Origin of the sequence: Endozoicomonas sp. SCSIO W0465 (genome assembly GCF_023716865.1) — a bacterium.
In the GTDB taxonomy this organism is placed as follows: Bacteria; Pseudomonadota; Gammaproteobacteria; order Pseudomonadales; family Endozoicomonadaceae; genus Endozoicomonas.
On sequence record NZ_CP092417.1, the window covers coordinates 6,620,974 to 6,646,709 of the forward strand.

Consider the following 25,736-nt stretch of genomic DNA (forward strand, 5'->3'; position numbering starts at 1 on the left):
TGGTGTCCTGAAAAAGCCATGCTGAGAGGATAAACGACTGATCGAAATTATCCTGCTTCCAGCGCTTTTTGAGAACTTACCAATAAAGTGCCTGGTCAGCATTTGGCTATGTGTGCTTTATTCGCACTCATCCCAAGTGCAATATAGTTTCCAACAAGTACCACAAGAACGCCTGCCAGACTGAGGGCTGTCCACTGATAGCCTTCAAACACGGTGGCTATAAACAAAGAGATGATGGGGTAAATTACATCCACATAAGCGGTGCGATCCGCACCAATCCGTCCAATCAGGGCAACATAGGATGTCATTGCCAGAATTGACCCGAAAACAGCAAGGTACAGCAAAGAAACGACATATGGCATACTCCACTGGAACGAAGGGGGTTTTCCCAGGGAAAGCGCAAAGGTGGCGGTAAACAATGAACTGTAGATCATTGCCATCATCACCACAGACAATAGAGGAAGCCCACTTTTTTTATTGATTTCACAGATCAGACTGCCAATTGAGAAAAAGATGCAACCAGCAAAAGCCATAACAACGCCTTTCATCAAATCAGTTGTCAGGTTAGCGGCTAACTCAGGAAGAAAGACCATGACAATCCCCAGTGAACCCAACACGCCACCAATGACGACAGGCAAACGAACCGGATTACCCAACCAGAAGTGACCAATAATGACGTTAAGGTAGAGCATACTGGTACACACCAGTGCAGACTGTGCACTGTTGATGTAAAGTTCACTGAGATACACCAACCAATAAGAAATACCGCAAAAACAAATACCCTGAACAAATATTCTGAGATGTTGTCGTGAAGTGAATTGGATAGGTACCCGCTTCAGAAAACAGATAACCATTAAGATAAGCCCGGCCAGAACAAAGCGATAACTGATAGACCATAACGGATCAACATCACCCAGCTGAAAGGTAATGGCGTACCAGGTTGAGCCCCACACAAATGAACACAGGCTGAACAGCAGGATATTCTGCATTTTGTCTCACCGTTCTTTTCCAAAATAGCAAGAGCCGTAGTTTGCAAAAATGTCGCAAACTCTCCGGCAACAACCCTGTTTTTTGTGCTGGATTAATCAGTACGGCTCAATAATTAGAATCAGGAAAAGACAAAATAGCTGATATTTATAAATGACAGCGTTTTTTTTAAAGATCTTCAGCCCATGGCATTTCTGGTAAAGCATCAAGGTTGGTGTTAAAACGCTGTTCATTGAATGTCGCCTGATGATTGACCACATCCACCAGCTCAACACACAGGGCACAGGCAATGTACTGAATGGCTTCTTCCCGCTCAACACCTTCGAGCATCAGCCTCATCAAGGTCTCCTTTACTCTTGCCGGGTTATTTTCTGCCAGCTGATTTTCAACTATTTCGATAACGGCCTCACCACCCATCAGGTCATCACTATCAATCATTACCATACACCTTGAGATGTTATAAAAGGATGCATTCTATCGGGAGCTGCCTTTAAATGCCCACTCCCTGGGAAGAATATGAACTATGTCGTTTACTGATCTGCGCAACATACCCACAACAAAAGGAAACCTTCGCCCGTTTTTTCTTGCACAAAATGTGCTTGCGTCGTCTTTGAATAGAGAGTACCAATGTCTCATGCAATTTTGACCAACAGGAGGAAGCCTGTGTACAAGGTTTACGGAGATGCCCGGTCCGGCAACTGTTATAAAATCAAACTGCTAATGAGCCATCTCGGTATTGACTGCGAATGGGAGCACATCAATATCCTGGGCGGCGGAACACATACTGATGAGTTCCTGGCCATGAACCCCAACGGAAAGATTCCGGTCATGGCGTTACCGGATGGGAATTACCTGTGGGAATCCAATGCCATCCTGAATTACCTGGCCGATGGCACAGACTACCTGCCTTCAGACCCTTTCCTCAGGGCAAAAGTTCTCCAGTGGCAGTTTTTTGAGCAATACAGCCATGAGCCTTACATCGCAACAGCCAGGTTTATCGTGAAATTCCTGGGCAGACCCCAAAAGCATGAGGCCGCCCTTCAGGCAAAGAAAGCCAGTGGATACAAAGCGCTACAGGTAATGGAGACGCATCTGGAACACCATGACTGGCTGGTTGGTGACCAGATAAGCATCGCTGATATCTGCCTGTATGGTTACACGCATATTGCACCAGAAGGTGGCTATGGTCTGACCGACTTCCCCTTTATCATGGCCTGGCTCAAACGGGTCAGGGAACATCCGGGGCATGTGAAAATGGGCTGATACCCATTCCACCAACGCATGTAAAAGACAACGGATACTGCTAGACTCCCCGCCCAGCACTTTCAGATAACGCTGAGGTTTACAATGGGGTTTATTGATCGGGTTCAGGCTGCCATGGAGAAAAACAACTCTCTGTTGTGTGTAGGCCTTGATCCTTCACCCGAGCGCTTTCCTTTATCCATTCAGGCGATGGAAAAGCCTATCTTTGAATTCAATAAAGCCATTATTGATGCAACAGCCGACCTGGTCTGCTCTTATAAGCCCCAGGCAGCCTATTACCATGCCTGCGGTGCTGAAGACCAGCTGGCCATGACCATTAACTACATTCATGCTCAATACCCTGATATACCGGTCATCCTGGACTCCAAGCGAGGAGATATTGGCAGTACTGCCAGTCAGTACGCCATTGAAGCCTTTGAGCGCTACCAGGCCGATGCCGTTACCGTCAATCCCTACATGGGAATTGATACTATTGAGCCATTCTCAAGCTATGCAGATAAGGGAACAGTGGTGCTGTGCCGCACGTCAAACCCCGGCGCTGCGGCAATTCAGAATCTGCCCGTCCTGCAGGCCAATGGTGATACCGCCATGCTTTATGAAGTCATTGCCAGGATGTGTCAGGAGCAGTGGAATGAAAACAACAACATTCTGCTGGTTGTTGGTGCCACAAATCCTGAGGAGCTGAAGCGTATCCGGGAAATCACCGGAGACATGACGTTCCTGGTGCCGGGTCTCGGGGCTCAGGGCGGTGACGTTGAAGCCACGGTAAAAAATGGTCTCAACAGCGAAGGCAAGGGAATCATTGTGAACTCATCCCGTGGCATTATCTATGCCAGTGGAGGTGATGACTTTGCAAAGGCCGCAAGGGGAGCTGCCATCGAATTACGGGATCAGGTAAACCGATACCGATGACAGGCTAAGTGCTCTGTAACCGTGATACAGAGCACTTTTCATACCGAACAATTTTCTTCTTAAGTACTGGTCTTGCCGAACGAGAGTTGCTATAACGTTCCTCAGTTATGGAACAGGAATATGGATCTGGAAACTATGTCTAGTTTGGAAAACCTCCTCGAAAACAATAACCAGTGGTCCAAGTCCATTCGTGAAGAAAACCCCGGCTTTTTTGAAAAGCTCTCCGAACAGCAGGCCCCAAAGTACCTTTGGATCGGGTGTGCAGACAGTCGGGTACCTGCCAACGAAATCGTCGGGCTCCTTCCGGGCGAACTTTTTGTCCACCGAAACGTTGCCAATCTGGTGGTCCATACCGACCTGAACTGCCTGTCAGTGCTTCAATATGCGGTTGACTACCTGAAAGTGGAGCACATTATTGTGACGGGCCATTACGGCTGTGGTGGTGTTCGTGAAGCCATGAATAACTCCAAACTGGGTCTGATCGATAACTGGCTGAGGCACGTTCAGGATGTTAAGAAGAAGCACGCTGAGCTGCTCGAGAATGCCGGGAGCGATGATGAACAGTTCCAGAGAATGTGTGAACTCAATGTTCTGGAGCAAGTGCTTAACGTCTGTCAGACAACAATCGTTCAGGACGCCTGGGATCGTGGCCAGAAACTGACCGTAAACAGCTGGGTTTATGGCTTGAAAGATGGCCTTGTCAGAGACCTTGGTCTGAGTGTCGGTTCAAATAAAGACATTGATGAGCAGTACCCGACAGCGCTTGATATTATCGCCAGTAAGCAGGGAAGCTGAATGTTCTGACCTGAATGTTCTGATATGCAGGATTCTATCCCCTGCTAATAAAATCGGCTGGCAGTAGGCGGGCTGCAAGATGTATTGTTATCCACTTTCATCCGGCAATTAGTGATATGAAAAACTGATATGAAAAGGCCCGCTGACTTCTGAAATTTGCCAGCCCCGGTCAAAATGATGATGGTATTATCAATCCCATTACAATATCGCTAAGGCCTCTGCCTCTTGATCACCCCTGTCCCGCATCGGTCCCTCCCCTGCAACAGGACGGCTATACACATCATCGTCGTAGTAATATCCGGTATTTTTATCCACTACGGCTTCAGCACTGAAAACACCACTGCGGATATATGGAGAGCAAGCTGCGGCAATGATGCCTATCCCCTCCCCGATTAACACATCAACAACATCATGTTTGGCTGCCAGAATTCTTAATGCCCCAGCCAGGGCTCCAAAACCCAAGGCACCCACGGAGGTGATAAACCGCTTCCCTGCCGGTGAAGCAAGTGGTTTATTTGAAAAGACTGACATTTTCGACAGCAAGCGCTTGAAGGCAGGGGAAGACAGCGCTGCAGAATCTGTAATGTTAAGGAAAACCTGCGACCAGACAATAGCTGAAATGGCCGTATGCCCCGAGGGCATGGCCTTGAAATCATCCGGATCCATGCACAAATTGCCATGGATATAGTCAGGATTCAGAACATAGGGGCGCTCTTTATCAATTTTAATTTTCATATAATCGACAATACCGGCGACACTGGCCACTAAAACCAGGGATTTCACCACTTCACTGGTCTCTCTACGGAACATTTTTTTCACCAGCTTCTTGAAGTCATTTTCAGTATGACCCGGTTCCGGCTCCTGCTCACTTGACTGTTTACCTGCATACAGCCGTGCTACGAATTTAGCAATATGGCTGGCAAGAAGCGTCGCACAGCCACCGTACAATACCATGTCGCTTGCCCCATCAGCCCATTCCACTACCGGATCGGAAAAACCAAAATCAGAACTCGCCGATAGTGTTCCATTTCGTGTTCCTGAAGGCCCCCATTCACACCCATTAGCGGTGGGCAGACTATTGATGACCAGCAAAGCATAAACAACGGGTACCGCTGACATCAGGCGGGTCATAAGGCTATTGCCTCCTTCGGGTACCTGCCGGAGCCAGAATCGATCATCCATTCTGCCCTGTTGCAGTATAGACGTGACCCCGGATCTGAGAACCGCACCAAATCCTCTGAACTGTTTGACCTCATCAGGCTTCGGGATGGACCGGCCAAAAGAGTTTTCAGAAACGTCATGCCGCTCTTGCAATGGTATTGTTGAGATACAATTCATAAGCATAAATTCATAAGCATAAATTTAACGTTATTCGACTACTCATTAGTCTCAGGTTGCCATCACAAAGTTCCTTGCCTGAACTGAAAAATCAGGTGAACCACAGCAACGTGTTCACTCTGACCAGAGAATCAAAAAAGATCAGGCTGGTCGATACGGAAGGTCAGAAAATGCGGTTTACTGCGGCAACGGAAGCACAACTGCAGCAGGAGCTGAACCTGGCCAGAAGGCAGCGATGCGCACTTTGATACGACTTCAATAAATATCTGTAGCGTAAAAGCAGTATAATAAACTAGGATACCTCGAAACTTAAAAAAACAGGGCAAACCGATGAGCAGTTCTGATAAATATCCCGTACTCATGCGCCTGATGCACTGGACTGTCGGCCTTCTTATTCTGGGAATCATTGCCTCTGGCTGGTATATGGCCGGACTGGAAGACAACGTCAGCTATAAATACGACATTTACCACTTGCATAAATCCTTCGGTGTTCTGGTGATCTTTCTGTTATTTGCCCGTCTGGTGATTCGCTGGGCCAGCAGGATTCCGAAACTGCCTGACAGCATGCCAGCTTATGAGGTCAAACTGGGAACACTGGTGCACTGGCTCCTCTATCTCTTTATGTTCCTGGTACCGGTGAGTGGCTACATGATGTCTGACGCCGGCGGTCGTGATGTGCCGCTGTTCAACCTGGTCATGCCCAGCTTCCTGGAAAAGAATCCTGATCTGGCAGGCCTGCTCCACGATATCCACGTCACGATTCCCTATGTTCTGCTGGGCATTGTGGTATTGCACATTCTGGCAACCATCAAGCATCGTTACTTTGATAAGCCGGAGCATGATGTGCTGCACCGCATGCTTTGATTAACCCGGTCTAAAAATAAAAAGGCCCTCACTATTGAGGGCCTTTTTATTGAGGATCTTTTTGGTTTTTATCTATAGGTCACCGTAACTAATCAGACCCTCTCCATCAATTGAATCCCGGGAGCTGTTACAGAAAGATCTATTTCTATATTCGGGATTTCATATCCGGTTATCTTTTGATAGAACTTATTGCCGAGACCGATCCCTCCAAAACAGAAGGCGCCACTCAGCCATCCATCTGCTCCCCATACGATACCGTTCGCAATGGATTCTACAAGACAAGGCTGAATATTTCTTTCTGCTATAGCCGTTGCTTTTCCGGCCATTAGTCTTTCAACAGCTCCGACAGCTACTTTGGATTTGGCAAAGACTTTACCTGTATATATGCTTTTAATGGTGCCATAAAAACATCCGGTAGCGCCAAAATAATAGATACCAGCAATGCCTCCGGGCAGACACATACCAAGACTGTTTGCTTCAACTGTCCCAATGGTGGGGCAATTGACTTTGAGACTGGGGTCTGACCCAATGGCGGGACAAATGAGTTTGAAACTGTTATTAACATTATCCATATTTTACAAGTCTCCTTTATTCAATGATATTCGCTGACTTTACCCACATAACAACCTGAGGTGATCTTCCAGGCAGGCGATAGCTTGCTTTTGTATATAGATACTTTAATGCCAATAAAGTTCCCTTCCTTGGTATCCAGGGCTTAATAATGGCTATATCTGCATGACTGGTTGGAGAATAATATTGAAATCAAACTGTCACCTGCTTAATTCCGGATTACTGACCGGTTGCACTTTTGCCATTGGGCACCGCGCCCTCTGCCTACCGGCTCCAGCAGACCTTCAGCGCGCATTTGCTGAACCACTTTTTTGACCAGCTCACGACTGACTGTCGGTATCTGCAGGCAAATATCAGCAATGGAAAAGGTATGACGGGTCTGTTCAATGGCCATCCGTACCAGCTGCGATTTGGGTGCCCGACTCCCCTGCCACTGCAGCGTTTGAATTTTATCTTCCAGCTCATCGTAAGCACGAATCAGGGTGTTCAGGAAAAAATCGATCCATGGCATCGGATTGTGCTGTCCTTCTTGCCAGCCTTTTACACTCAGCTGTAACGCTCTTTTATAGTCCTGCTCGTGCCGTAACAGCACCCGCTCAAGGCTAATCAGCTGAACGACCTGATAACCGTTAAGTGCCAGCATCATCGCCATCAGCAACCAGGCTATTCGGGCATTGCCGTCGCTGAAAGGGTGTATACAGAGAAAATCCAATACAACCGCCGCTATCAGTAACAGAGGCTCATCTTGCTGCTGAAGCCCTTCATGATAATAGGCAACCAGCTTCTCCATCGCGCCGGCAATCGCCGTGGCTGGTATGGTTCGATATAAAACACCGATTCTCTGCCCTTTGCTGTCCCGCTCAACAATCTCTTTATTGGTAACCCGCCAGCGTCCTCCTTCGTGGGGCAGATGGGCATACAACATGGCATGCAGCTGGCGGATAAGGCTAACCGACAAGGTCATGTGTTCGCCTGGCTCAACCACCATCTCCAGGCCATCCCGATAGCCGGCAACCTGCCTTTCAACCGGTGTGGCTGGACGGTATTCCTTGTGTACCAGCTTACGAACCAGCTCTCTGGAGGCGGCCTTTCGTGAAGCTATTTGTGCAGAATGTGCAGAAAAAAGGCCATCCAGCCGACTGCTGAATTCAACAGATTCCAGTACCGCAACCTGACGGAGCGTATCCAGAACTTCCGGCTGCTGACGGGCGGTCACCAGCTGCCGGCCTCTGAACTCGCCCAATTGCCTGAACAGACCCAACTGATAACTGCTGAAGGCATAACCGGATAAATGTTCTAATGTATACATGAGCCATTCAAAAGCCGTCTGACAGGCAATTAATCAATGTTGAAAAAATATTGAAAAAATAGTGTGGCACAGTTGAGCAGCCTTATTGATGATTACAGATACTCAATTGAACTTTTCCGGAGAATAACATTCTATATATCATAAAATCCAAATACTGAATCCTGATATGCAATCTGTTAGTCCCCCGCTTTTTTACAGCTACGCCATTGCGGACTCATCGTCTGATCGTATCAACCAAGTCGATGATATAAGCTCCGAAGATATAAGTGCCGACGAACTGGCTGATAATATACGTGAAGGAAGGCTTGAGCAGTTAGAAAGATTGCTCTTGAGGGGTTATGACATCAACCACGCAGATGACGACACAGTACCGCCACTGATCACGGCTATTTTCCACGGCTCAGTGGAAACGGTATTACTGTTGTTGAAACATGGAGCGGACACTGATGTCATAGTCACTAAAAACTCACAATCAATATGCTTTCACTTTTCTTATGCACTGAACCAGACTGACAACATAAGCAAGATTGTGCTGCTACTCAGCTACAGTAATGATGAAGTCAAACATGCAATCTGTGAGGCAATTGCTGATGAGGAGATAACCTTGCTGGTTGTTTATTATTTCTGGAAAAAACTTTGTCAGGACCATCCCGACGATGTCATCAGGCCAACCTCCATGGCCGAACTAAACCAGCTGCTGCTCAAATTGCCTCTTTTGCAAATCACCGCGATGATTCGGCTGTTTGAGAACTACCAATGGTCAGTGGCCTGTCCTCCGGACAACCCTATTCCCCACAAGCTAATAAAGGAATTCTTTAATTTTATCAATGGAGACTAAACGAAAACAGGCAGCCTCCATGGAATGACAGCACCTCTACGAGTGTGGCTCATAGACAGCCTTTTCATTGAATCAAGAGCAGGGAATCAAGCAACTCCCTGTGAAAAACTAATGTAACTGTTCAGCACCCCCACATAAATCTGGAATTTTCTGATTTTTATACCATCCTCTTAAGCACCATTTTTCCACAATATTCGCCAGCATGATTCCAGAACTACCCGCAACTATGTCGGCTGAGATTCTCTTGAAAGAGAATGCAGAGCTGCGGATGAGAGTTGCCTGTCTGGAAGAGCGATGTCGAGAATTGGAAGAAAAGGTTGGCAAGAACAGTCAAAACAGCAGCAAGCCGCCATCGTCTGATGGTTATCAAAAACCTTGTAAAAACAGTAATTCTCCAGATCATTCTGACGACCTTTCCGCAGATAAAGGTACCGATCCATCGGATGAAAAACCCAATCCTAAAAGTCTGAGACAGTCTTCTGGTAATAAAGCCGGTGGAAAGAAAGGGCATCAGGGCACTTGTCTTAAACAGGTCGATATCCCTGACTATATTGAGTACCTTCCGGTTAAAGAATGCAATAAATGTCAGGCGTCTCTTCTTGATAGTGAGCCGGTCAAATATATTGAACGACAGGTGTTTGAACCAGGGAGACCGGGTGAATTTGAAGTAACGGCCCATAGAGCTGAAGTAAAAATCTGCACTTGTGGTTGTCGGAATCAGGCTGAATTCCCGGAAGGTGTTACCGCTGCCGCACAATATGGCTCAGCCACACAGGCTATGGCCGTCTATCTTAACCAATACCATTTCCTGCCTTTTAAGCGCGTGTCAGAGTATTTTAATACTCTCTATAAAATGAGTGTAAGTGCAGGCACTGTCGCCAATTTTGTGGCCAGAACCTATGAAAATCTGGCTTCTACTGAAGAGGTTATTCGTGACGCCTTGCGGGAATCGTCTGTTGCCGGAGCCGATGAAACGGGTATGCGGGCCGAGGGCTCTTTGCACTGGCTACACGTTATGCGGGATGAACAATGGACGCTCTACTACTTGTCTGAAAAGCGAGGTCGTGAGGCCATGGACACGATGGGCATACTGCTAACATTTGCAGGCGTTCTGGTTCATGATCATTGGAAATCCTATTTTGCATATGCGGCAACTCACGTACTTTGCAATGCCCATCACCTGAGGGAGCTTTTGGGTGTTGTTGATAGGGACAGCAATCAACTGGCGTTGCGATTGATGAAGCTACTGAGGCTTTCCTGGCATTACTGCAAGGGCTTTAAGACCATAGGTATGCTACAGATGCCAAGTGTTGTCTGTGAACGAATCGAGAAGATTTATGACCGGTTGCTTCAGCGGGCTCTAATGAAAGAAGTCGTCTATATGGAGAAGCAACGAGAGGAGCTTAAGCGCAAGAAAGTCAAGAATACTAAAGCTTACAATCTCTTCAAACGACTCACTGAGTTCAAGGCTGAGACACTGCGCTTCATGTCAGATTTTACCATTCCCTTCGATAACAATGGCAGTGAGCGGGATGTTCGAATGGCCAAGTTAAAGCAGAAAATCTCAGGCTGCTTCAGGAGTGCAGACGGTGGTTCTATGTTTGCACGGATTCGCAGCTATTTGTCGTCTGCCAGAAAACAGGGAATGGACATATATCAATCACTTCATAGAGCTGTTCGGAATTACTGTAATATGCCTTTGCTCAGTGCTGAATAGTTACAAGAATACTAAAGCTTACAATCTCTTCAAACGACTCACTGAGTTCAAGGCTGAGACACTGCGCTTCATGTCAGATTTTACCATTCCCTTCGATAACAATGGCAGTGAGCGGGATGTTCGAATGGCCAAGTTAAAGCAGAAAATCTCAGGCTGCTTCAGGAGTGCAGACGGTGGTTCTATGTTTGCACGGATTCGCAGCTATTTGTCGTCTGCCAGAAAACAGGGAATGGACATATATCAATCACTTCATAGAGCTGTTCGGAATTACTGTAATATGCCTTTGCTCAGTGCTGAATAGTTACAAACTAATCATCAAAACGGCAAACTGCCACACACATCAAGTTACAAACCATGGCGTCCGGGTCATTTCGACAGGATGATGCGCAAGGATTAAACTCCCCACCCAGTTCAGCACAGGTTTCTTCTGCCATGAATTCACATTCCTGGTGTTCTTCCAACCAGCGACTTCCCTCGGAAGAGACGCAAGCCAGAACCCTCTCAGGTCCAGTTGCCGTGATCTGCGAGGGAATAGAGCGAGTCATGCGTACATTTTTCAGGATGCCAGCTTCGCTCAACTCCGATACCTGTTGCAAAACAGGGTCCGGTGTCATGGTTGTACCGGTAAACTGACGGGTTACTTCGACTTCCAAGTTCTCGGCATTTACCTCCGGTGACTCCTGAGTTGAAGCACAACCAGCCAGTAAGACTGCCAGTGAAACCAGCACGCCAGAAATAACTTTTTTCATTGAAGTCTCTCAATCCGATAAAAAATGTGGCTCTTTTCGGGTTACAGACTGCTCTGCAATGAAAATTGGCCAAAGGCCTTGATATACAATGCCTTCAGGAAACTGCTGGCTAAATATTGCCAAGCCCTGCCACAGGAGGATTCCAGCCTGATTTATGAAATCAGCAGTCTGCAATACGAAAAGAGCCAAAAATGTTATTTATTCACTGCTATAGGGCAATGTCCAGCCAAATCGGTCGAAAAGTTGATCCAACATCATATCGACCGGGGCATAAAAAGCGGCGGGCTTTCCCGTTACCGGATGATCCATTGCCATTTTGGCACAATGCAGCAGTAATCGATCAGCATCAAAGTGCTCTGCAAAATACCGATTATGGTTTCCCTTACCGTGTTTTGCATCACCGATAACAGGATGGGAGATATGCTTCATATGCCGACGAATCTGGTGCTTACGACCGGTTCCGGGCTTAACCTCCACCAGCGAATATCGGCTGCTGGGGTATCGATCAATCGCTATTGGCAGCTCAACGGTTGCCAGTCGACGATACCCGGTTACCGCCTCTTGGGCCGGTTTATCCCGGCGCGCCTTGCGATCGGTAATTTTATCCAGTTTCTCCTTCAACGGGTGGTCGATCACTCCCGATTCAGGTACAAAACCGCGAACGATGGCAAGATAGGTTTTACTGACCAGACCTTCCTGAAACTGCTCACTCGCCCGTTTGGCAACTTCAGGCGACAGGGCAAAAACCAGCACACCCGATGTTGGCTTGTCCAGCCTGTGGAGTGGAAATACATGCTGACCTATCTGATCCCTCAATAGCTGAATGGCAAAGCGGGTTTCACGACGATCAATCATGGAACGGTGAACCAGCAGGCCAGAGGGTTTATTGATGGCCACCAGCCATGGATCCTGATAGATAATATCAAGGGGTTCCGCAGGCGCTTTGATCATGCCTTTGTCCAATTATAAAAGAGTTCCCAAGAATAAAGACTATCAATGATCAAATCTATTCAGGGTCTGTTGATTGTTTTCAAACAGACAGGTCCACTTAAGACAACATATAGTCAGATTACCTGATTTTTCTGGCAAAAACCCTGATTTTTATTTCTGAGTCATGTTTGCATACTGGGTAATGATCTGCAGGAGCCATGCAACTGTGCCCAATCAAAAAACCAGGACAGAGCAATACCATGATAAGCCGATTCAGCTTGAAAAAAATGCAGTGAAATAGCGGGCTTATCTAAAAAGTATCGCTCTAAACGAAACATGTTCTTGTAACGTAGACTTGCTTCCCCCCCCTGAAAGGGGTTTTGGCAGCAATTCTCCTTCAATATTCTCCATTCAGGTCATAGATGGTGCTGGAATGCATGAAGCACAAAAATGTTTAAAAGATCTCAGCTTTAACCAAGCCTTTCTTACCTTTGCCAGTATTGTAGGTATTATTGGTGTTGGACTTTTTAAGTATTCAATCAACCTCCATTGTCTTATCCTGGGTTGTTTGATTGTATCGATCATAAGTACTCTACGCCTGGGATACAGTTATCTTGAAATTCGGGATGCGATGAATGATGGCATTCGTGAAGCGCTGGCGGCCATTTATATCTTTATTATGATTGGTGTGCTGATTGCTGCGTTTATCGAGAGCGGTACCCTGGGAACGCTTATTTACCTTGGCATTCAGTTTATCGAACCCAGTACATTTTTACCTGCCGGGCTGATTTTGTGCAACCTGATGTCCGTGGTTATTGGGTCCAGTTGGGCAACAGCGGGAACAGTCGGCGTGATTCTGATGGGCATTGGAACCTCAATAGGTTTTCCTGCCCCGCTGGTTGCCGGTATGGTCATCTCTGGAGCCTGCTTTGGTGACAAAATGTCGCCAGTGTCAGACACGACCAATCTGGCGGCTATGTCTGCCGGTACAACATTGTTTCGACATATGCAGAGCATGTGTTATACGACTATTCCTACCTATTTACTGGCATTGGCTATCTTCACATGGTTTGGCCTGGACTACAGCAATAGCATACTTCCAGATGAAGAATTGTCCTCATTGGCACTTGCGCTTGACCATTCATTCCATATCAGCTTGCTAACCATCCTTCCGATTCTGGTGATGGTCATTCTGAGTTTTATAAGGGTGCCAGCTGAAGTTTCAATGATGGCTGCATCAATGGTAGCAGTAGGCCTTGCGTTGACTGTCCAGAGTCGGCCAATTACCGATGTAATCAATAGCCTGTTCGGGGGCAGTAATATTCGCTCAGGTGTTGCTTCACTTGATGACCTGCTGGGTCGTGGAGGAATACTTTCCATGATGTGGACACTCTCCCTTTCATTGATGGCATTGGCCCTTGGCGGCGTGCTGAATAAGTTTGGTTTTTTGCGCACACTGATTGCCGGTATTCTCAAGCGCATAAGACGCAAGGCAACCCTGGTTATGTCAACGATCCTCTGTTGTATCTTTGGCAACGGCGCCATGGGTGAGGCCTACATGTCAATTATTCTGGGAGGACAATTGGGGCGTTTATGATAAGTTAGGATTGGATCGTTCGGTACTTAGCCGCTCTCTTGAGGAGGGGGCAACGTTAACAGTTACACTGATTCCATGGACGACAGGTGGAGCCTTTATGGCAACCACGTTAGGTGTTTCTGCCCTGGATTATGCCCCAATGGCTTTACTGAACTGGTTGAACCCTCTCGTCGGAATCGGGTTTGCTTTTATTGGATTCGGGCTGAAATCTGCTGAACCTGAAAGGGTTGGAGAAAGAGAGTTGTCGGCACAGGCTGCAGCCTCCTAGACAAGTTAATGACATACCCGGTGGTTGAGAACTTGCCATTTGCCGGGTATGAAAAAAACAGTCTTCATTTTTTAACGATATACCTTAATTTTGACATAAATCATATTTTTACTTTGTTTACTTCGCTACTCTTCGATAAATCAGGAGGCTCTTATTGGATTACAGACTGTTCCCAGATTGAACCTGGCTGAAGCACTTATCATTAAAGGCTCTCAGAGCTTTGCTCGGCAATTTGCCCTCAAGCCTTACATTGCGTGGTCCACATCCAATTTTCACTGCAGAGCAGTTCGGAAATCAAATAGAGCCAATCAGGAATGGTGTTTTTGTATAAATAGCAATAATCTAGTTAAATTTTCTGATTGAAATCCAGGCAAACTGATTGCCAAAATATTCAAGCTACCTTTTATTAGAAACTAATGCTCAGGCAGTTTTTTCAGGTTTTTTATAAACTCCCTTCGTTGAACATTGGTTTTTTGTTTTCTGGCTGTACCTATATCCGGTTTTAATTTTATGAAAACTGATGTATTGATTATTGGTAATAGTGCTGCAGGCTTGTCAGCTGCCGAAACTATTAGAAAACATGACAAAACAAAATCGGTTACTATTGTTTCCAGTGAAGGTGGAAATGCGTATTCCCGCGTGCTTTTACCGTACATTCTCAGAGGGAAACTGAAAGAGGAAAATGTATTTATCAGGGACAATAACTATTACCAATCAAATGATTTTGATTATATCGAAGGCAAGGTAACGAGTATCAACAACAAAGAAAAAAACATCACTATTGACAATAATTATTCAGTAAATTATGAAAGCCTTTTAATTGCCACTGGTTCTTCTCCGATAAAACCACCTATTCCCGGTATTGATCAGGACGGTGTTTACCATATGTGGACCAAGTCTGATATGGAAGCACTGATTCCTCATTTTCAGTCCGGAAAACGCGTCGCGGTTATTGGCTCTGGCTTTGTTTCTCTACAGGCAGCCTGGGCAGCAGTGTCTAAAGGTCTTCAGGTCACGGTTATCGAGCTGGCTAATCGAATTATGCCCAGCGTTATCGATAATAAAGGTGCAGAAATTCTGTCTGAAAAAATCCGCAGCTTTGATGTGGACCTGCGTACGGAAACAATGACCAATGCCATTGAAAAGCAGCCTGATGGCAGTTTTCTGATTCAGCTCAAGGGACAGGAGCCGGTAGCTGCTGATTTCGTTATCGTGGGTACTGGTGTTCGCCCTAATACCGGGTTCCTGGCAGGTTCTGACATCACAGTTGACCGGGGCATCTGCGTGGATGAGTTCATGCAGACCAATGTTGAAGGCATCTATGCAGCTGGTGACGTGGCAGCAGGACCAACCAGTTTTGGTGATCCCCATCAGATACATGCCCTTTGGCCAACGGCTATTGAGATGGGTAAGTTTGCTGCACTGAATATGTTGGGCAAAAAAATCCCGTACGAAGGTAGCCTGAACATGAACGTTACTCAGATGTATGACCTGACCGTCGCATCCATGGGGAACTTTGCGGATGAGTCAGGGGATGAAGTACACCTGATACCGGAATCTCAGGGCATGGGGTACATGAAAGTCTGCTCCCGGGAGCATCGTATCGTAGGCGCTTGCCTGGTGGGTAAAACCTCAGCAATGATAATTTTTGGCATGTTGCGACCTGTGATTCGGCAGCATAAACAGGTCACCGTTGATTATATGAATCTCGAGCGGGATCTGCAAAAACTCACTTACGGCCTTATGCACTGATTTATCAAGGAATATCGACTAATGAAGACTGTAACAATAGACAGAGATAAGTGTGTTGGCTGCAGAAACTGTGAAATGGCCTGCGCTTACGCCCGTACTCAGGAAACCTGCGAAAGCAGTGTTTCCAATATCCGGGTGAACCACTACATTGAACAACGTACGCTGATGCCGATGACGTGCCTGCACTGTGAGGAGGCCTGGTGCATGAGCGTCTGCCCTGCCGGTGCCATCACTCGTAATGCAGACACCCAGGCTGTTGTGATTGATGCTAACCGTTGTGCCGGCTGCAAGATGTGCATGCTTGCCTGCCCATTCGGCAATATCCATTTTGATAATGAAAGACAGGTCAGTCACAAGTGTGACCTTTGTGACGGTGATCCCAAGTGTGTGGGTCATTGCATTGCCGGTGCTCTGAAATACCAGGAGATGAATGACCTCGCGGCAGCCAAGCGCAGTAAATATGACCAGATGGTCATCGCCACCGCACACTAAACGACATTGATCAAGTTTATTTTCAGGTTTTATTAACATGGCAATACAAGAAGTAAAGAAAACAAGCTGTCGTATGTGTGGCATGCTCTGTGGCATTGATGTGCATCTGGAAGATGGTTGCGTTGTGGAAATCAAGGGTAACGAGAAAGCCCTGCACAATCGTGGCCGTATCTGTATTAAAGGCAGTTCCGGTTTGTCTCAGTTGTATCATCCACAGCGTATCACCAAGCCTTTGAAGCGCACCGAAAACGGCTTTGTGGAAATTGAGCTGGAACAGGCCATGGATGAAATTGCAGAGAAGATGAAGGCTCTGCGTACTGAGTATGGCAATGATTCGGTCGGTGTCTGGAAAGGTGAAGGCACCGGCTTCGCCCAGCAGGAAGAGGTGGTGCATCGCTTTATCCTGTCTCTTGATCACAAATAGCTACCTTGTTCTATCATTTCTCACTGATAAAACAGGTCATGCTTCCACTTTCTCCTAAACCATGGTCAGAACTAACTTTTGGATGTGCTGATTTGGGCGATACTCGACGTACAAAACGACTTGTCAAAGTTGCTGCCGAGCTTTCAGCTCATACCGGTAATTCTTTGTCATCTTCATGCGAAGGTTATACCGCACTGGTAACTGGAGCTTACCGGCTGATTGAGAATGAGGCCGTAAAGCCTGAAGCAATAGCTGAGGCAGGCTTTCAGGCAACTGCCAAAATAGCGAGACAGTCTCGCCTACTTCTGGCTCTCGAAGATACAACAACCCTGGGTTATAAACATGCTGTCAGATCCGAGCTTGGTGATCTTGGAGGTCCTGAAGGCTCTAAAACCAGAGGATTCCACGTCCACTCTGTCTTCTTGGTTGATGCGGATACAGAGCGAAGCATTGGGCTTATTGATCAAGAACGATGGGTTAGAGAGGACGTTCAGCGGGGGAAAAAGAACCAACGTCGTCAGCTACCTTACGAGGGAAAGGAAAGCTTTAAGTGGCAAAGAGCCTCTGAAAACACAGAACAAAGGATGGGGGGTAAAATGCCTGACATCATCAGTGTTTGCGACCGGGAGGCGGATATATACGAATATATGCACTACAAACTGGATAACCGACAGCGGTTTGTTGTAAGAGCTACACAAAACAGAATCCTGGTGGATGGCGAACTCTTATTATTTGATTCCTTAGCTCAGACTGAAGTGTTGGGGAAATATACGATAGTGGTTCCTCAAAAAGGAGGTAGAAAGAAGCGAAAGGCAACGCTGCAGGTCAAAAGAAAGAAGATGACAATACAGGCGCCGCAAAGGCCAGGCGGCAGGCCGGAACCGGTAACTATGAATATTGTGTCGGCTGAAGAGATTGGCAATGACTCCGAAGACCGTTTGCACTGGGTACTATTGACAACTGAAGATATTGAAACATTCGAAGACTGTCGCTCTATCATTCGATTTTACGAGCTCCGATGGCGAATAGAAGAGTTCCATAAGGCTTGGAAATCGGGAGCAGGAGTAGAAAGGCTTCGTCTGCAATCTCCGGATAACATTGAACGACTTGCGGTCATATTAATGTTTGTCGCTGTCAGACTAATGCAAATCCGTGAAGCATTAATGTTACCGAATGACAGGCAGCACAAAGACAGAAAGCTTTGGAGTGAAAAAACACTCGCGAATGAGGTGGTCAGTGATGATGAATGGCAGGTTCTCTGGCTAACCTATGAAAAAAAAGCGTTGCCCGATAAGCCGCCAACAGTCACTTGGCTGCTTCAAACGATTGCTCGGCTTGGTGGTTGGGGTGATTCAAAGCATACAGGGCAGCCCGGCTGGTTAGTGGTATGGGAAGGCTGGGCGAAATTGCAGGATCGGGTAAAAACCTGGCAGATAGCCCGGCAGTTCAGCGCTGGAGAGATGTGATCAAGAGTCAGCGCTTTATCCGGGGCATTGGCTCACCTAACTAGTTCTCGTCCAAAAACGCATCAGGCAATCATAATTAGATTGTACGTTCGTTTTGATATTTCCTGAAATTCCAGAGAGCCGCAAAAACTCTTCCCTTTTTTTCTCTAATCTGGGACGGATATTGGAGAAAAACGCGAAAAGCAGGCAGAAAACATCCTCCCACCATGCTGGAAAGGTACTTTCATGTAGCGTGGAGGTGGCTATCAGGATGGTGCCGGGTGTCTGGCCAGAATCACCAGGTTGTAACAGACCACCGATAACCAGCAATGAGAATCAAAACGCTCAGAACCCTTGCAGTGGCAACGTGATAGCCCAAAACATCTCTTTAGCCACGAAATTCCCGCTTCAATACCTGCCCGGAAGCGAAAGAGCGTTTTATACACATACTGACTTTTAGTCATCTCTTCGACTTCAAGTCCGCGCTTCTTATTAAAAGCTACATCGCTGATTCCCATGGCCTTGGCTTTTTCCAAATTAGCGCGACACGCGTATCCGCCGTCACCGCTTGTCTGGCGAGGTACACGACCATAAATTTTTTTTGTCTTTCCATCATCGGAATGAATTGGTCCGAATCCGCTGGGTTACCTTCCTCAATAACCAGGTCCAGGATCAATCGACTTTTTCCCTGAACCAGGTTCAGTTTATGGCCATACTGTACTTGCCGCCTGTCTTTTACGATGATATCCGTATGGGGTTCATACAGGCTAACCACTTTTTCCTGGGCTGGCACCTTTTCACCCTTAAAGACCCTGCGCTCTGTCTGGGAGACTATTGCATCCACCAGGGGTAACAGGTGATCCACATCGGCCTGCCACTTGTCGGCATCATCAGCCAGGAGACACTGCCCCTGCTGACGGGCGTTTGCTAGCGTGACAGTAGCTTCGATAAGTACCTTCCGGGATTTTCGGGTCAACTGCAGCAGTTTTTTATAATGCTGATGCCGCTCTTCTTTGCCAGCGTAGATGCATTTTCTGGCCGCATCTTTTACGGCTCGGTTGTGATGGGTATATTCATAAAGCGGTGTCGCTGTCAGTGTTTGTCCCCGTTCCAGCAGCCGACAAATTTCTTTAACGGAACTGGCTAAAAGATCACTGTCGCAAGGAGGTTTGATATCCGATTCGGTGACTGTGCTGTCAATAGCCACAGTGCGCCCTTTTTCAATACCCTGATCTTTAGCGGTCATTAGCTGACAGTTATTAATCCGTTCCCATGTAGATGCAGTAAGAAGGCTGATGAGCCCATGCAAACTGGAGCGACTGGGGCGCTGGTTTGGTTCGAGGCGACAAAAGTCTCGAAAGAGCATGGAGTCCATCAAAACAAACGACAAGTAGTCATAATCACAATTCAAATACTGTTTCAGGAGTGCCGCACGAAGAACGGATTCTGCTGATAGTCCGTTCCGCCCAGTGTTCTGTTTATCACCAGAACTTAAGTCCTCATAAATCCAGTCATTGAACTGTGGATGGGCGTCAAGCCATTGCGAGATACCGGAAAGCTGGGAGCAGATTTCATGAGGTACGTAATGGAGTTCCATACTACACTGCGGGTTGCGTTTTTTGCGCATTTGGAGTCCTCTGTTTTTGGCAATCCCTTATGTTTCTTGCTCTTGGGAAGTTTAGTCGCCAGATAGCAGTAGGGCTCCACTTAATTTTTCAGGATAAAATCTACAGTTTTCAATTGGTTGTGTTTTTGGACGAGAACTAACTATTTCTCCAACGACACTCAGTGCTTTGCCGGTCGTTACATCGCTTACAACATGGTGTTTGGTACCTGGCCAGGTGGTGACCTGAGAAACTCCAGACTGGTGGTGATGTGGGGCTCCAATCCGCCAGCATCCCACTCTTATTGGACCCAGGACATCAACGAAGCCCGCGACAAGGGTGGCAAGCTGATTGTAGTGGACACCATGTACACAGAGATGGCCCGCATTGCGGATCACTATATCCAGGTGAAACCGGGCACTGACAGTATCCTGGCCTGGGGTCTGATCAAACAGCTGATCGACCGTGATATGGTGGATCTGGAGTTTGTTGCCCAGTTCACCAAGGGCTTTGACGAACTGAAGGAATACGCCCGGTCCTTCACTCAGGAATTCGTGTCTGAGCAGACCGGCGTAGCCATCGAGCAGATGGAAACCATCCTGGCGTGCTATAAAGAATCCGGCAACAGCATCTCCAACTGGTGCGGCACCGGTCTGGAACACCAGGCCAACGGCGTGAACAACGTGCGCTCTGTGGCTTACATCGATGCTCTGATTGGTGCGGTTGATGTGCCCGGCGGCATGATGACGATGGATGGCTTTGGTGTACAAAGCCTGCACATGCACATGGATCCTGAGGTGGAGGCCAGGGCAATCGGTAGCCAGGAGTTCCCGATTCTGTTCAATATGCGAGGTGAGTGCCATACCCTGCGCCTGATGAATCAGATCCTGTCCCAAGAGCCGTATCCTTTTAAAGGCTTGATCATGACAGCAGCCAACCCGGTACTGACCAATGCGAATGCATCCAAAGTCATTGAAGCATTCAAGGCACTGGATCTGCTGGTGGTGAAAGAGCTGTATATGACCGAAACTGCCGAGCTGGCCCATTATGTTATTCCAGCAGCTTCTTACATGGAGCGTTCAGAACTGCAATACAACGGTATTAACCAGACCGTGAAGCTGACGGAAAAAGTGGTGGATCTGGGTCTGCAGAATGAATACGACTTCTTCAAAGGATTGGCAGATCGCCTGGGTTACACCGACTTGCTGCCATGGGAAAACGAAGACGCTCTGAATGCATGGCTGATTGAACCTACCGGCATGTCCCTGGAAGAACTGGCAAGCCATCGTGACGGTTACCAGTTTGCCCCACTGACTTACGGCAAACCCCAGGCCAGACAGGCTCGTGGTGAGAAGCCATTCAATACGCCATCCGGTCTGATCGAATTTACTTCCGGGCATCTTGAAGCGATTGGTCGTGAACCGCTGGCAAAGTTTATGAACGCACCTGAGTACATGAGCGTTTCCAAAGAAGAGTACCCACTGGTGCTGATGACAGGTTCCAGAAAGGTCATGTTCTTCCACGGGCGCTACCGCAACCTGTCCCAGGTTAACAAGGTGATGCCTGAAGCTCAGGTTGAAATGCACCCGTCTGATGCAGCCTGGCACAATGTTGTAGATGGTGAGATGGTTCGTGTTACCTCCGCTTACGGCACCATCAACATTAAAGTGCGAGTGATGCATGAAGCCGAAATCGTCGCTGGCGCTGTGCAGATTACCCATGGTTTCAAAGATGCCAATGTCAACATCCTTGTTGGTGACGGTGTCCTCGACCCGATTTCTGGCTTCCCTGCCCTGAAATCGGTACCCGTCAGAATAGAGAAAATCGTTCACTGACTTTAACCAAAACCTTTTTCCAACCTCATCGTGTTCGTCAGGACACGATGAGTTCACTCAAAATCAACCTGTCTGTAAAGGATAAAAGTCATGGGTAATCAAAAAGGCATGGGCATGATCGCCATGGCTGCCGTTGCCGTTTTCTGGGGTCTCTCGTTCTATAGTATCCAGGCGGTGGGCACCATTATTGGCCCTTTCACACTGGCCACAGCCCGTTTTTGTATCGCCGCAGTGGCATTTCTGATCATCATGCTGCTAACCAAACAGGACACAAAAATTGAGCGTTCGGATATCAAGAAAGTGGTCATCAATGCGCTTATTGGTATTGCGATCTACTTCCCACTGAGCATGTATGCCATCAACCTGATTCCTGCTGCTGCCAGCTCTGTACTATCTGCTATCCAGCCAATCATTATGATTATTCTGGAAGCCGTGATTCTGGGGGTGGCAATTACCCGCAAGAACTCACTGGCAGTGGCTCTGAGCGTTATTGGTGCACTGTTAACGGTGGGTGTTATCGAAGGTGAAGGTTCCGGTTACTTTGGTTACGTACTGATGTTCCTGTGTACCTGCATGTGGTGTGGTTACACCGTGTTGCAGCGCCCACTGAACGAAAAGTACTCCCCGATTACCCTGAACGTTTATCAGTTCATCATTGGTACGGTGATTATGTCTCCAAGCTTCTTTATCGAGAACAATGACTGGGCGGCAATGACTTCTGTTCAGTGGTTTAACCTGGTATACCTCGGCTCTATCTGCTCTGGCCTGTGTTTTGTTTTATACAACTTTGCCATTCCACGAGTTGGTGCGACCACGAGTTCCCTGTTCCTGAATGCCGGCCCGATCATCACCGCAGCACTGGGTGTCTTTATCTATGGTAAGTACCCAACCATGCTCACTGGCGTTGGTATCGTGCTGACGGTTATTGGTGTTACTCTGGCAACCGTAGACTTTAAGAAAACCGAAGTTCTGGAAGCCCAGCCAGCAGCTTAAACTGGTTCCATCGGGTTCCACTTATATCTTGCCCATAAAGTATCTTGCCCATAAAGCCTTTGCTTTATGGGCATTGTTTTTTTGTTAATGAAACCTGCAAACTCAGAAAAGTGCTGGAAAAATGACATTATAAGAAAAGAACCATCATACGTTCATCTGCCGTATTTTCAATAAATCAAAAAATTAATACATTGAACCGTCATTCAGCACTCAATCTGAGAATTTCCCTACACCGGCTAAAATGTAAAAAATTCTCAGAATGAACATGTCCAATGCATCCTCATCAGTTCCACATTCAACGTATCGATCATATGGGTTTGGTTGCCGGTATGTGCAAAGAACTCGGTATCTCTAATCATCTGGATTCCCTGGTTCCTAACCAATCTGAACACCGGAATATTTCCTTTGGCGAAACCGTAGTATCAATGCTGCTTAACGGCCTTGGGTTCACTGCCCGCACGCTTCATATGTTCCCGGAGTTTCATGCTGATAAACCGCTGGATAAACTCATCAGGCCCGGTATTAAACCCGAACACATTAACGACAGTGTACTCGGCAGAGCCCTGGATCAGCTTTTTGAACTGGATGTAAGTGAGGTCTATTTATCGCTGGCTGTCAAGGCAGTGAATGTCTTAAAACTGCCGTGCAAGGCTCTGAACCTTGACTCAACAAGCTTGCATGTGGACGGCGTTTATAACAGCGAATCTGACGTCGACGAAGAAGATATGCACTGTATCAAACTCTGTCGTGGATACAGCAGGGATCATCGACCCGAGCTCAACCAGGCAATACTGCTGATGATGACGGAAAATCAGGCCGGTATTCCCGTTTTTATGAAAGCGTCCAGTGGCAACGTAAACGACAATAAAAACTTTAAAAAAGTCATCAGCAGCCATTTGAAATCCTACCGGGAAGCCCTGAATAATCGCTACCTGATTGGTGATGCAGCACTTTATACAACAGATAACGTACAGATACTTCATCAGCAGGGCCAGCAATTTATCACCCGGGTTCCGTCAAAAATCAAAGAAGCCAGAGAACTGATTGACAGTGTCGCTTCTTGTGAAATGACACCAGTGGAGGGTGCTGAGGGCTATGAGAGTCATGAAATGCTGTCAGATCATGCGGGTGTCTCCCAGCGCTGGATTCTGGTCCGCAGCGAGCAGGCTCGAAAGAGCGAACAAAAAACACTGCTGAAAAAAATGCTAAAGAAGTCTGAGAAAGAAGCAGAATCGCTGACCAGTAAACTGGCCAAAAAAGCCTTCAAGTGTGAAACCGACGCATTGCGTGCGTTCGATGAATGGCAGTCAAAAACTATTTATTGTCAGGCGGAACCTGTCATTACTGAGAAACCCTGCTATACCAAGGTAGGTCGTCCGGAGAAAGGCTCTAAACCGGACAGTATTGAATATTATGTGAGCGGATATCCTTGGGTATCCGTTGACTGTCGCAAAGATGCAGAGTGTTCTCTGGGTTGCTTTGTGCTGGCGACGAATGATCTGGACGACAGTCGGCTGAGTACAGCAGAAGTGCTAAGTACTTACAAATCACAACAGTCAGTAGAGCGTGGCTTTCGGTTTTTGAAGAGCCCGGAGTTTCTGGTTTCTTCGCTGTTTTTAAAGAAACCGGAACGAATAGAAGCCTTGCTGATGGTGATGACGCTGTGTCTGTTAGTGTATGCGGCGATTCAGCATCGAATTAGGCATGAGCTAAAACGACAGAGTCGGTTTTTCCCGGACATGAAGCGGAAACCCTGCCAAAACCCGACAGCGCGTTGGGTGTTTTTCTGCTTTCAGGGTATCAACGTGCTATTGGTCGATGGACATGAAAAGCATGTGGTTGGATTACAAGAAAGGCAGTTGACTATTATTTCAATTCTTGGGCGACCGTATCAGGAAATTTATTCCTGATACGGGTGCTGAATGACGGATTGAAGAAATGTACAGCCGGTAAAAACCAGCCAACAAAATCAAATAATTAAAATCTAATAAGATCTATTCTTTATTTCTCATAGCAACTAATCACCACAACCTTACTTGTCCGGCATAACAGCATCAAATCCCATCAAACGATCATTCTCATCTTACTGGTCTACACTACATTCCTCTCAGGCGCATACATAAGTACAGAGCTATGTCGTTAGTTACCAATTTTCTTAATGAATTCAGGGACTGCCTGCTCAATGGCAGTAAAGACGGTGTACTGGAATTAACGATGCCTGATGACATCACCGGCTGGGGTGTCACTGAAAGTCATGATTTCAACAACCCGGATGATCTTTGCAAACAGTCGGCCCGTTACTTTGCCGAACGGGAGTCTGCTGATATTCAGTTGGAACCATTAGACAGTTTTGGCAATGGCAGGGCAATGATGGTGGCCTGTCGCTGCAAACGGGATATCCGTTTTAAAAATGGCTTGAGACTGAAGGATGATGACCTGAGGCTAACATTTTATCTGATAGAACATCAGGGTAGCCTGAAGATACGCCATAGCCACATCAGCAAGGCCTGGCCTGAGATAATCCCATTCCCGGTTAACCCTGTCCCCCACAGACCCCGACCTGAACTGTCCGGTCACTCTGCAAGGCTCGATTCCATCTGCATTGCCCCGGTTCTTGATGCTTTGAACAAACGGGTTAATTACAGCGAAGCCGCTGACCTGAGAAACCTGATAATGCTGCAACACCCAAGCCAGAGCAGAGTTTATTTTCCTCTGAACAGACCGGATGCCCTGCGCGGCTCGCGGCAATATGAGCAATACCTTGGCAAGCTGGCCGAAAGACACCTTCACCCACAGTTAAAATACCATCACCCGGTTGCCTTTCAGAACCAGTCATTGATATGCCTGTCGGCGTATGCAGAAACCGGCTGGCAGGAAAAGGCAACAGGGGAAAGAGTCCATGCTTCGCCACTGCGGGTAACCTATATACTTCAGGAGCATGAAGGCCAGTGGTTATGCCGCCACGGCCACTGGTCATTGCCCTGCCCCGATGTTGGGTAAAAATAATGCATTACTGACTCCGTTAGAAATACTAATACTCTTGTTGTTATAAGC

Annotated in this window: 27 protein-coding genes; 18 read left to right on the top strand and 9 right to left on the bottom strand. The window is 47.1% G+C overall.

The features are described 5' to 3' along the window. Positions 1-95: 95 nt before the first annotated feature. Positions 96-989 carry a DMT family transporter gene (locus tag MJO57_RS29815; protein WP_252020983.1) on the bottom strand — a complete coding sequence of 298 codons (894 nt, stop codon included), beginning with the start codon at positions 987-989 and terminating at the stop codon, positions 96-98. A 166-nt stretch (positions 990-1,155) separates the two neighbouring features. Further along, positions 1,156-1,425, bottom strand: coding sequence for a hypothetical protein (locus MJO57_RS29820; RefSeq protein ID WP_252020985.1), 270 nt, complete (start codon positions 1,423-1,425; stop codon positions 1,156-1,158). Positions 1,426-1,650: 225 nt separating this feature from the next. On the opposite strand from MJO57_RS29820, the gene MJO57_RS29825 reads away from it, so the two are divergent. The 3 genes from MJO57_RS29825 to can all read left to right on the top strand — a co-directional run bounded on the left by MJO57_RS29825 (position 1,651) and on the right by can (position 3,957). Continuing rightward, positions 1,651-2,250, top strand: coding sequence for a glutathione S-transferase family protein (locus tag MJO57_RS29825; RefSeq protein WP_252020986.1), 600 nt, complete (start codon positions 1,651-1,653; stop codon positions 2,248-2,250). Positions 2,251-2,334: 84 nt separating this feature from the next. Beyond that, complete coding sequence (gene pyrF, locus MJO57_RS29830; protein WP_252020988.1) at positions 2,335-3,162, top strand: orotidine-5'-phosphate decarboxylase; 828 nt, start codon at positions 2,335-2,337, stop codon at positions 3,160-3,162. Positions 3,163-3,297: 135 nt separating this feature from the next. Continuing rightward, entirely contained in the window at positions 3,298-3,957 is a 660-nt protein-coding gene (gene can, locus MJO57_RS29835) for a carbonate dehydratase (protein WP_252020990.1), read from the top strand. 198 nt (positions 3,958-4,155) lie between these two features. On the opposite strand, the gene MJO57_RS29840 is transcribed toward can, so the two are convergent. After that, a complete protein-coding gene (locus tag MJO57_RS29840) occupies positions 4,156-5,088 on the bottom strand; it encodes a phosphatase PAP2 family protein (protein WP_252020992.1) in 933 nt (310 codons plus the stop codon). Positions 5,089-5,405: 317 nt separating this feature from the next. On the opposite strand from MJO57_RS29840, the gene MJO57_RS29845 reads away from it, so the two are divergent. Together MJO57_RS29845 and MJO57_RS29850 are read left to right on the top strand one after the other, a co-directional pair. Then, positions 5,406-5,543 carry a hypothetical protein gene (locus tag MJO57_RS29845; RefSeq protein WP_252020994.1) on the top strand — a complete coding sequence of 46 codons (138 nt, stop codon included), beginning with the start codon at positions 5,406-5,408 and terminating at the stop codon, positions 5,541-5,543. An 82-nt stretch (positions 5,544-5,625) separates the two neighbouring features. Beyond that, complete coding sequence (locus tag MJO57_RS29850) at positions 5,626-6,159, top strand: cytochrome b (RefSeq protein ID WP_252020996.1); 534 nt, start codon at positions 5,626-5,628, stop codon at positions 6,157-6,159. A 92-nt stretch (positions 6,160-6,251) separates the two neighbouring features. Here MJO57_RS29850 and MJO57_RS29855 read toward each other — a convergent pair whose 3' ends face one another. Then, complete coding sequence (locus tag MJO57_RS29855) at positions 6,252-6,731, bottom strand: hypothetical protein (RefSeq protein WP_252020998.1); 480 nt, start codon at positions 6,729-6,731, stop codon at positions 6,252-6,254. 206 nt (positions 6,732-6,937) lie between these two features. Continuing rightward, complete coding sequence (locus MJO57_RS29860) at positions 6,938-8,038, bottom strand: Fic family protein (protein ID WP_252021000.1); 1,101 nt, start codon at positions 8,036-8,038, stop codon at positions 6,938-6,940. A gap of 166 nt (positions 8,039-8,204) precedes the next feature. Here MJO57_RS29860 and MJO57_RS29865 point away from each other — a divergent pair, with 166 nt between their 5' ends. The 3 genes from MJO57_RS29865 (at position 8,205) to MJO57_RS29875 (ending at position 10,894) form a co-directional block, all read left to right on the top strand. Then, a complete protein-coding gene (locus MJO57_RS29865) occupies positions 8,205-8,876 on the top strand; it encodes an ankyrin repeat domain-containing protein (RefSeq protein WP_252021002.1) in 672 nt (223 codons plus the stop codon). A 202-nt stretch (positions 8,877-9,078) separates the two neighbouring features. After that, on the top strand, positions 9,079-10,593 hold the full coding sequence (locus tag MJO57_RS29870; RefSeq protein WP_252017330.1) for an IS66 family transposase: 1,515 nt from the start codon (positions 9,079-9,081) through the stop codon (positions 10,591-10,593). After that, positions 10,583-10,894, top strand: coding sequence for a transposase (locus MJO57_RS29875; RefSeq protein ID WP_252019089.1), 312 nt, complete (start codon positions 10,583-10,585; stop codon positions 10,892-10,894). The genes MJO57_RS29870 and MJO57_RS29875 overlap by 11 nt, the downstream gene beginning before the upstream one ends. A 7-nt stretch (positions 10,895-10,901) precedes the next feature. On the opposite strand, the gene MJO57_RS29880 is transcribed toward MJO57_RS29875, so the two are convergent. Beyond that, positions 10,902-11,342: a hypothetical protein gene (locus MJO57_RS29880; protein WP_252021004.1), complete on the bottom strand. Its 441-nt coding sequence runs from the start codon at positions 11,340-11,342 to the stop codon at positions 10,902-10,904. Positions 11,343-11,540: 198 nt separating this feature from the next. Continuing rightward, entirely contained in the window at positions 11,541-12,293 is a 753-nt protein-coding gene (truC, locus tag MJO57_RS29885; protein ID WP_252021006.1) for a tRNA pseudouridine(65) synthase TruC, read from the bottom strand. Positions 12,294-12,705: 412 nt separating this feature from the next. Between truC and MJO57_RS29890 the strand changes: the two genes are divergently transcribed. From MJO57_RS29890 to MJO57_RS29915, 6 genes are all read left to right on the top strand, one after another. After that, complete coding sequence (locus MJO57_RS29890) at positions 12,706-13,869, top strand: Na+/H+ antiporter NhaC family protein (RefSeq protein WP_252021008.1); 1,164 nt, start codon at positions 12,706-12,708, stop codon at positions 13,867-13,869. Beyond that, positions 13,820-14,137, top strand: a complete 318-nt coding sequence (locus tag MJO57_RS29895) for a Na+/H+ antiporter NhaC family protein (RefSeq protein ID WP_252021010.1) — start codon at positions 13,820-13,822, stop codon at positions 14,135-14,137. The genes MJO57_RS29890 and MJO57_RS29895 overlap by 50 nt, the downstream gene beginning before the upstream one ends. 510 nt (positions 14,138-14,647) lie before the next feature. After that, positions 14,648-15,889 carry an NAD(P)/FAD-dependent oxidoreductase gene (locus MJO57_RS29900; protein ID WP_252021012.1) on the top strand — a complete coding sequence of 414 codons (1,242 nt, stop codon included), beginning with the start codon at positions 14,648-14,650 and terminating at the stop codon, positions 15,887-15,889. 21 nt (positions 15,890-15,910) lie between these two features. Beyond that, entirely contained in the window at positions 15,911-16,381 is a 471-nt protein-coding gene (locus MJO57_RS29905; RefSeq protein ID WP_256492810.1) for a 4Fe-4S dicluster domain-containing protein, read from the top strand. 37 nt (positions 16,382-16,418) lie between these two features. Then, on the top strand, positions 16,419-16,805 hold the full coding sequence (locus tag MJO57_RS29910; protein ID WP_252021016.1) for a molybdopterin-dependent oxidoreductase: 387 nt from the start codon (positions 16,419-16,421) through the stop codon (positions 16,803-16,805). A 38-nt stretch (positions 16,806-16,843) separates the two neighbouring features. Continuing rightward, positions 16,844-18,271, top strand: coding sequence for an IS4 family transposase (locus MJO57_RS29915; protein ID WP_252017676.1), 1,428 nt, complete (start codon positions 16,844-16,846; stop codon positions 18,269-18,271). A gap of 245 nt (positions 18,272-18,516) precedes the next feature. On the opposite strand, the gene MJO57_RS29920 is transcribed toward MJO57_RS29915, so the two are convergent. Both MJO57_RS29920 and MJO57_RS29925 read right to left on the bottom strand, forming a co-directional pair. Further along, positions 18,517-18,786 (bottom strand): transposase, encoded by a 270-nt coding sequence (locus MJO57_RS29920; protein ID WP_252017717.1) that lies wholly within the window; start codon positions 18,784-18,786, stop codon positions 18,517-18,519. Further along, positions 18,750-19,877, bottom strand: a complete 1,128-nt coding sequence (locus tag MJO57_RS29925; RefSeq protein WP_252021018.1) for an ISNCY family transposase — start codon at positions 19,875-19,877, stop codon at positions 18,750-18,752. Before MJO57_RS29925 ends, MJO57_RS29920 begins: the two co-directional genes overlap by 37 nt. Positions 19,878-19,994: 117 nt before the next feature. On the opposite strand from MJO57_RS29925, the gene MJO57_RS29930 reads away from it, so the two are divergent. The 4 genes from MJO57_RS29930 to MJO57_RS29945 all read left to right on the top strand — a co-directional run bounded on the left by MJO57_RS29930 (position 19,995) and on the right by MJO57_RS29945 (position 25,682). Continuing rightward, positions 19,995-21,689: a molybdopterin-dependent oxidoreductase gene (locus MJO57_RS29930; protein WP_252021020.1), complete on the top strand. Its 1,695-nt coding sequence runs from the start codon at positions 19,995-19,997 to the stop codon at positions 21,687-21,689. A 90-nt stretch (positions 21,690-21,779) separates the two neighbouring features. Continuing rightward, the gene (locus MJO57_RS29935; protein WP_252021022.1) at positions 21,780-22,682 is read left to right on the top strand and encodes a DMT family transporter; all 903 of its coding nucleotides are present in this window, start codon (positions 21,780-21,782) and stop codon (positions 22,680-22,682) included. 272 nt (positions 22,683-22,954) lie between these two features. After that, complete coding sequence (locus tag MJO57_RS29940; protein ID WP_252021023.1) at positions 22,955-24,592, top strand: IS1634 family transposase; 1,638 nt, start codon at positions 22,955-22,957, stop codon at positions 24,590-24,592. A gap of 223 nt (positions 24,593-24,815) precedes the next feature. After that, positions 24,816-25,682, top strand: a complete 867-nt coding sequence (locus tag MJO57_RS29945; protein WP_252021024.1) for a nuclear transport factor 2 family protein — start codon at positions 24,816-24,818, stop codon at positions 25,680-25,682. Positions 25,683-25,736 lie beyond the last annotated feature (54 nt).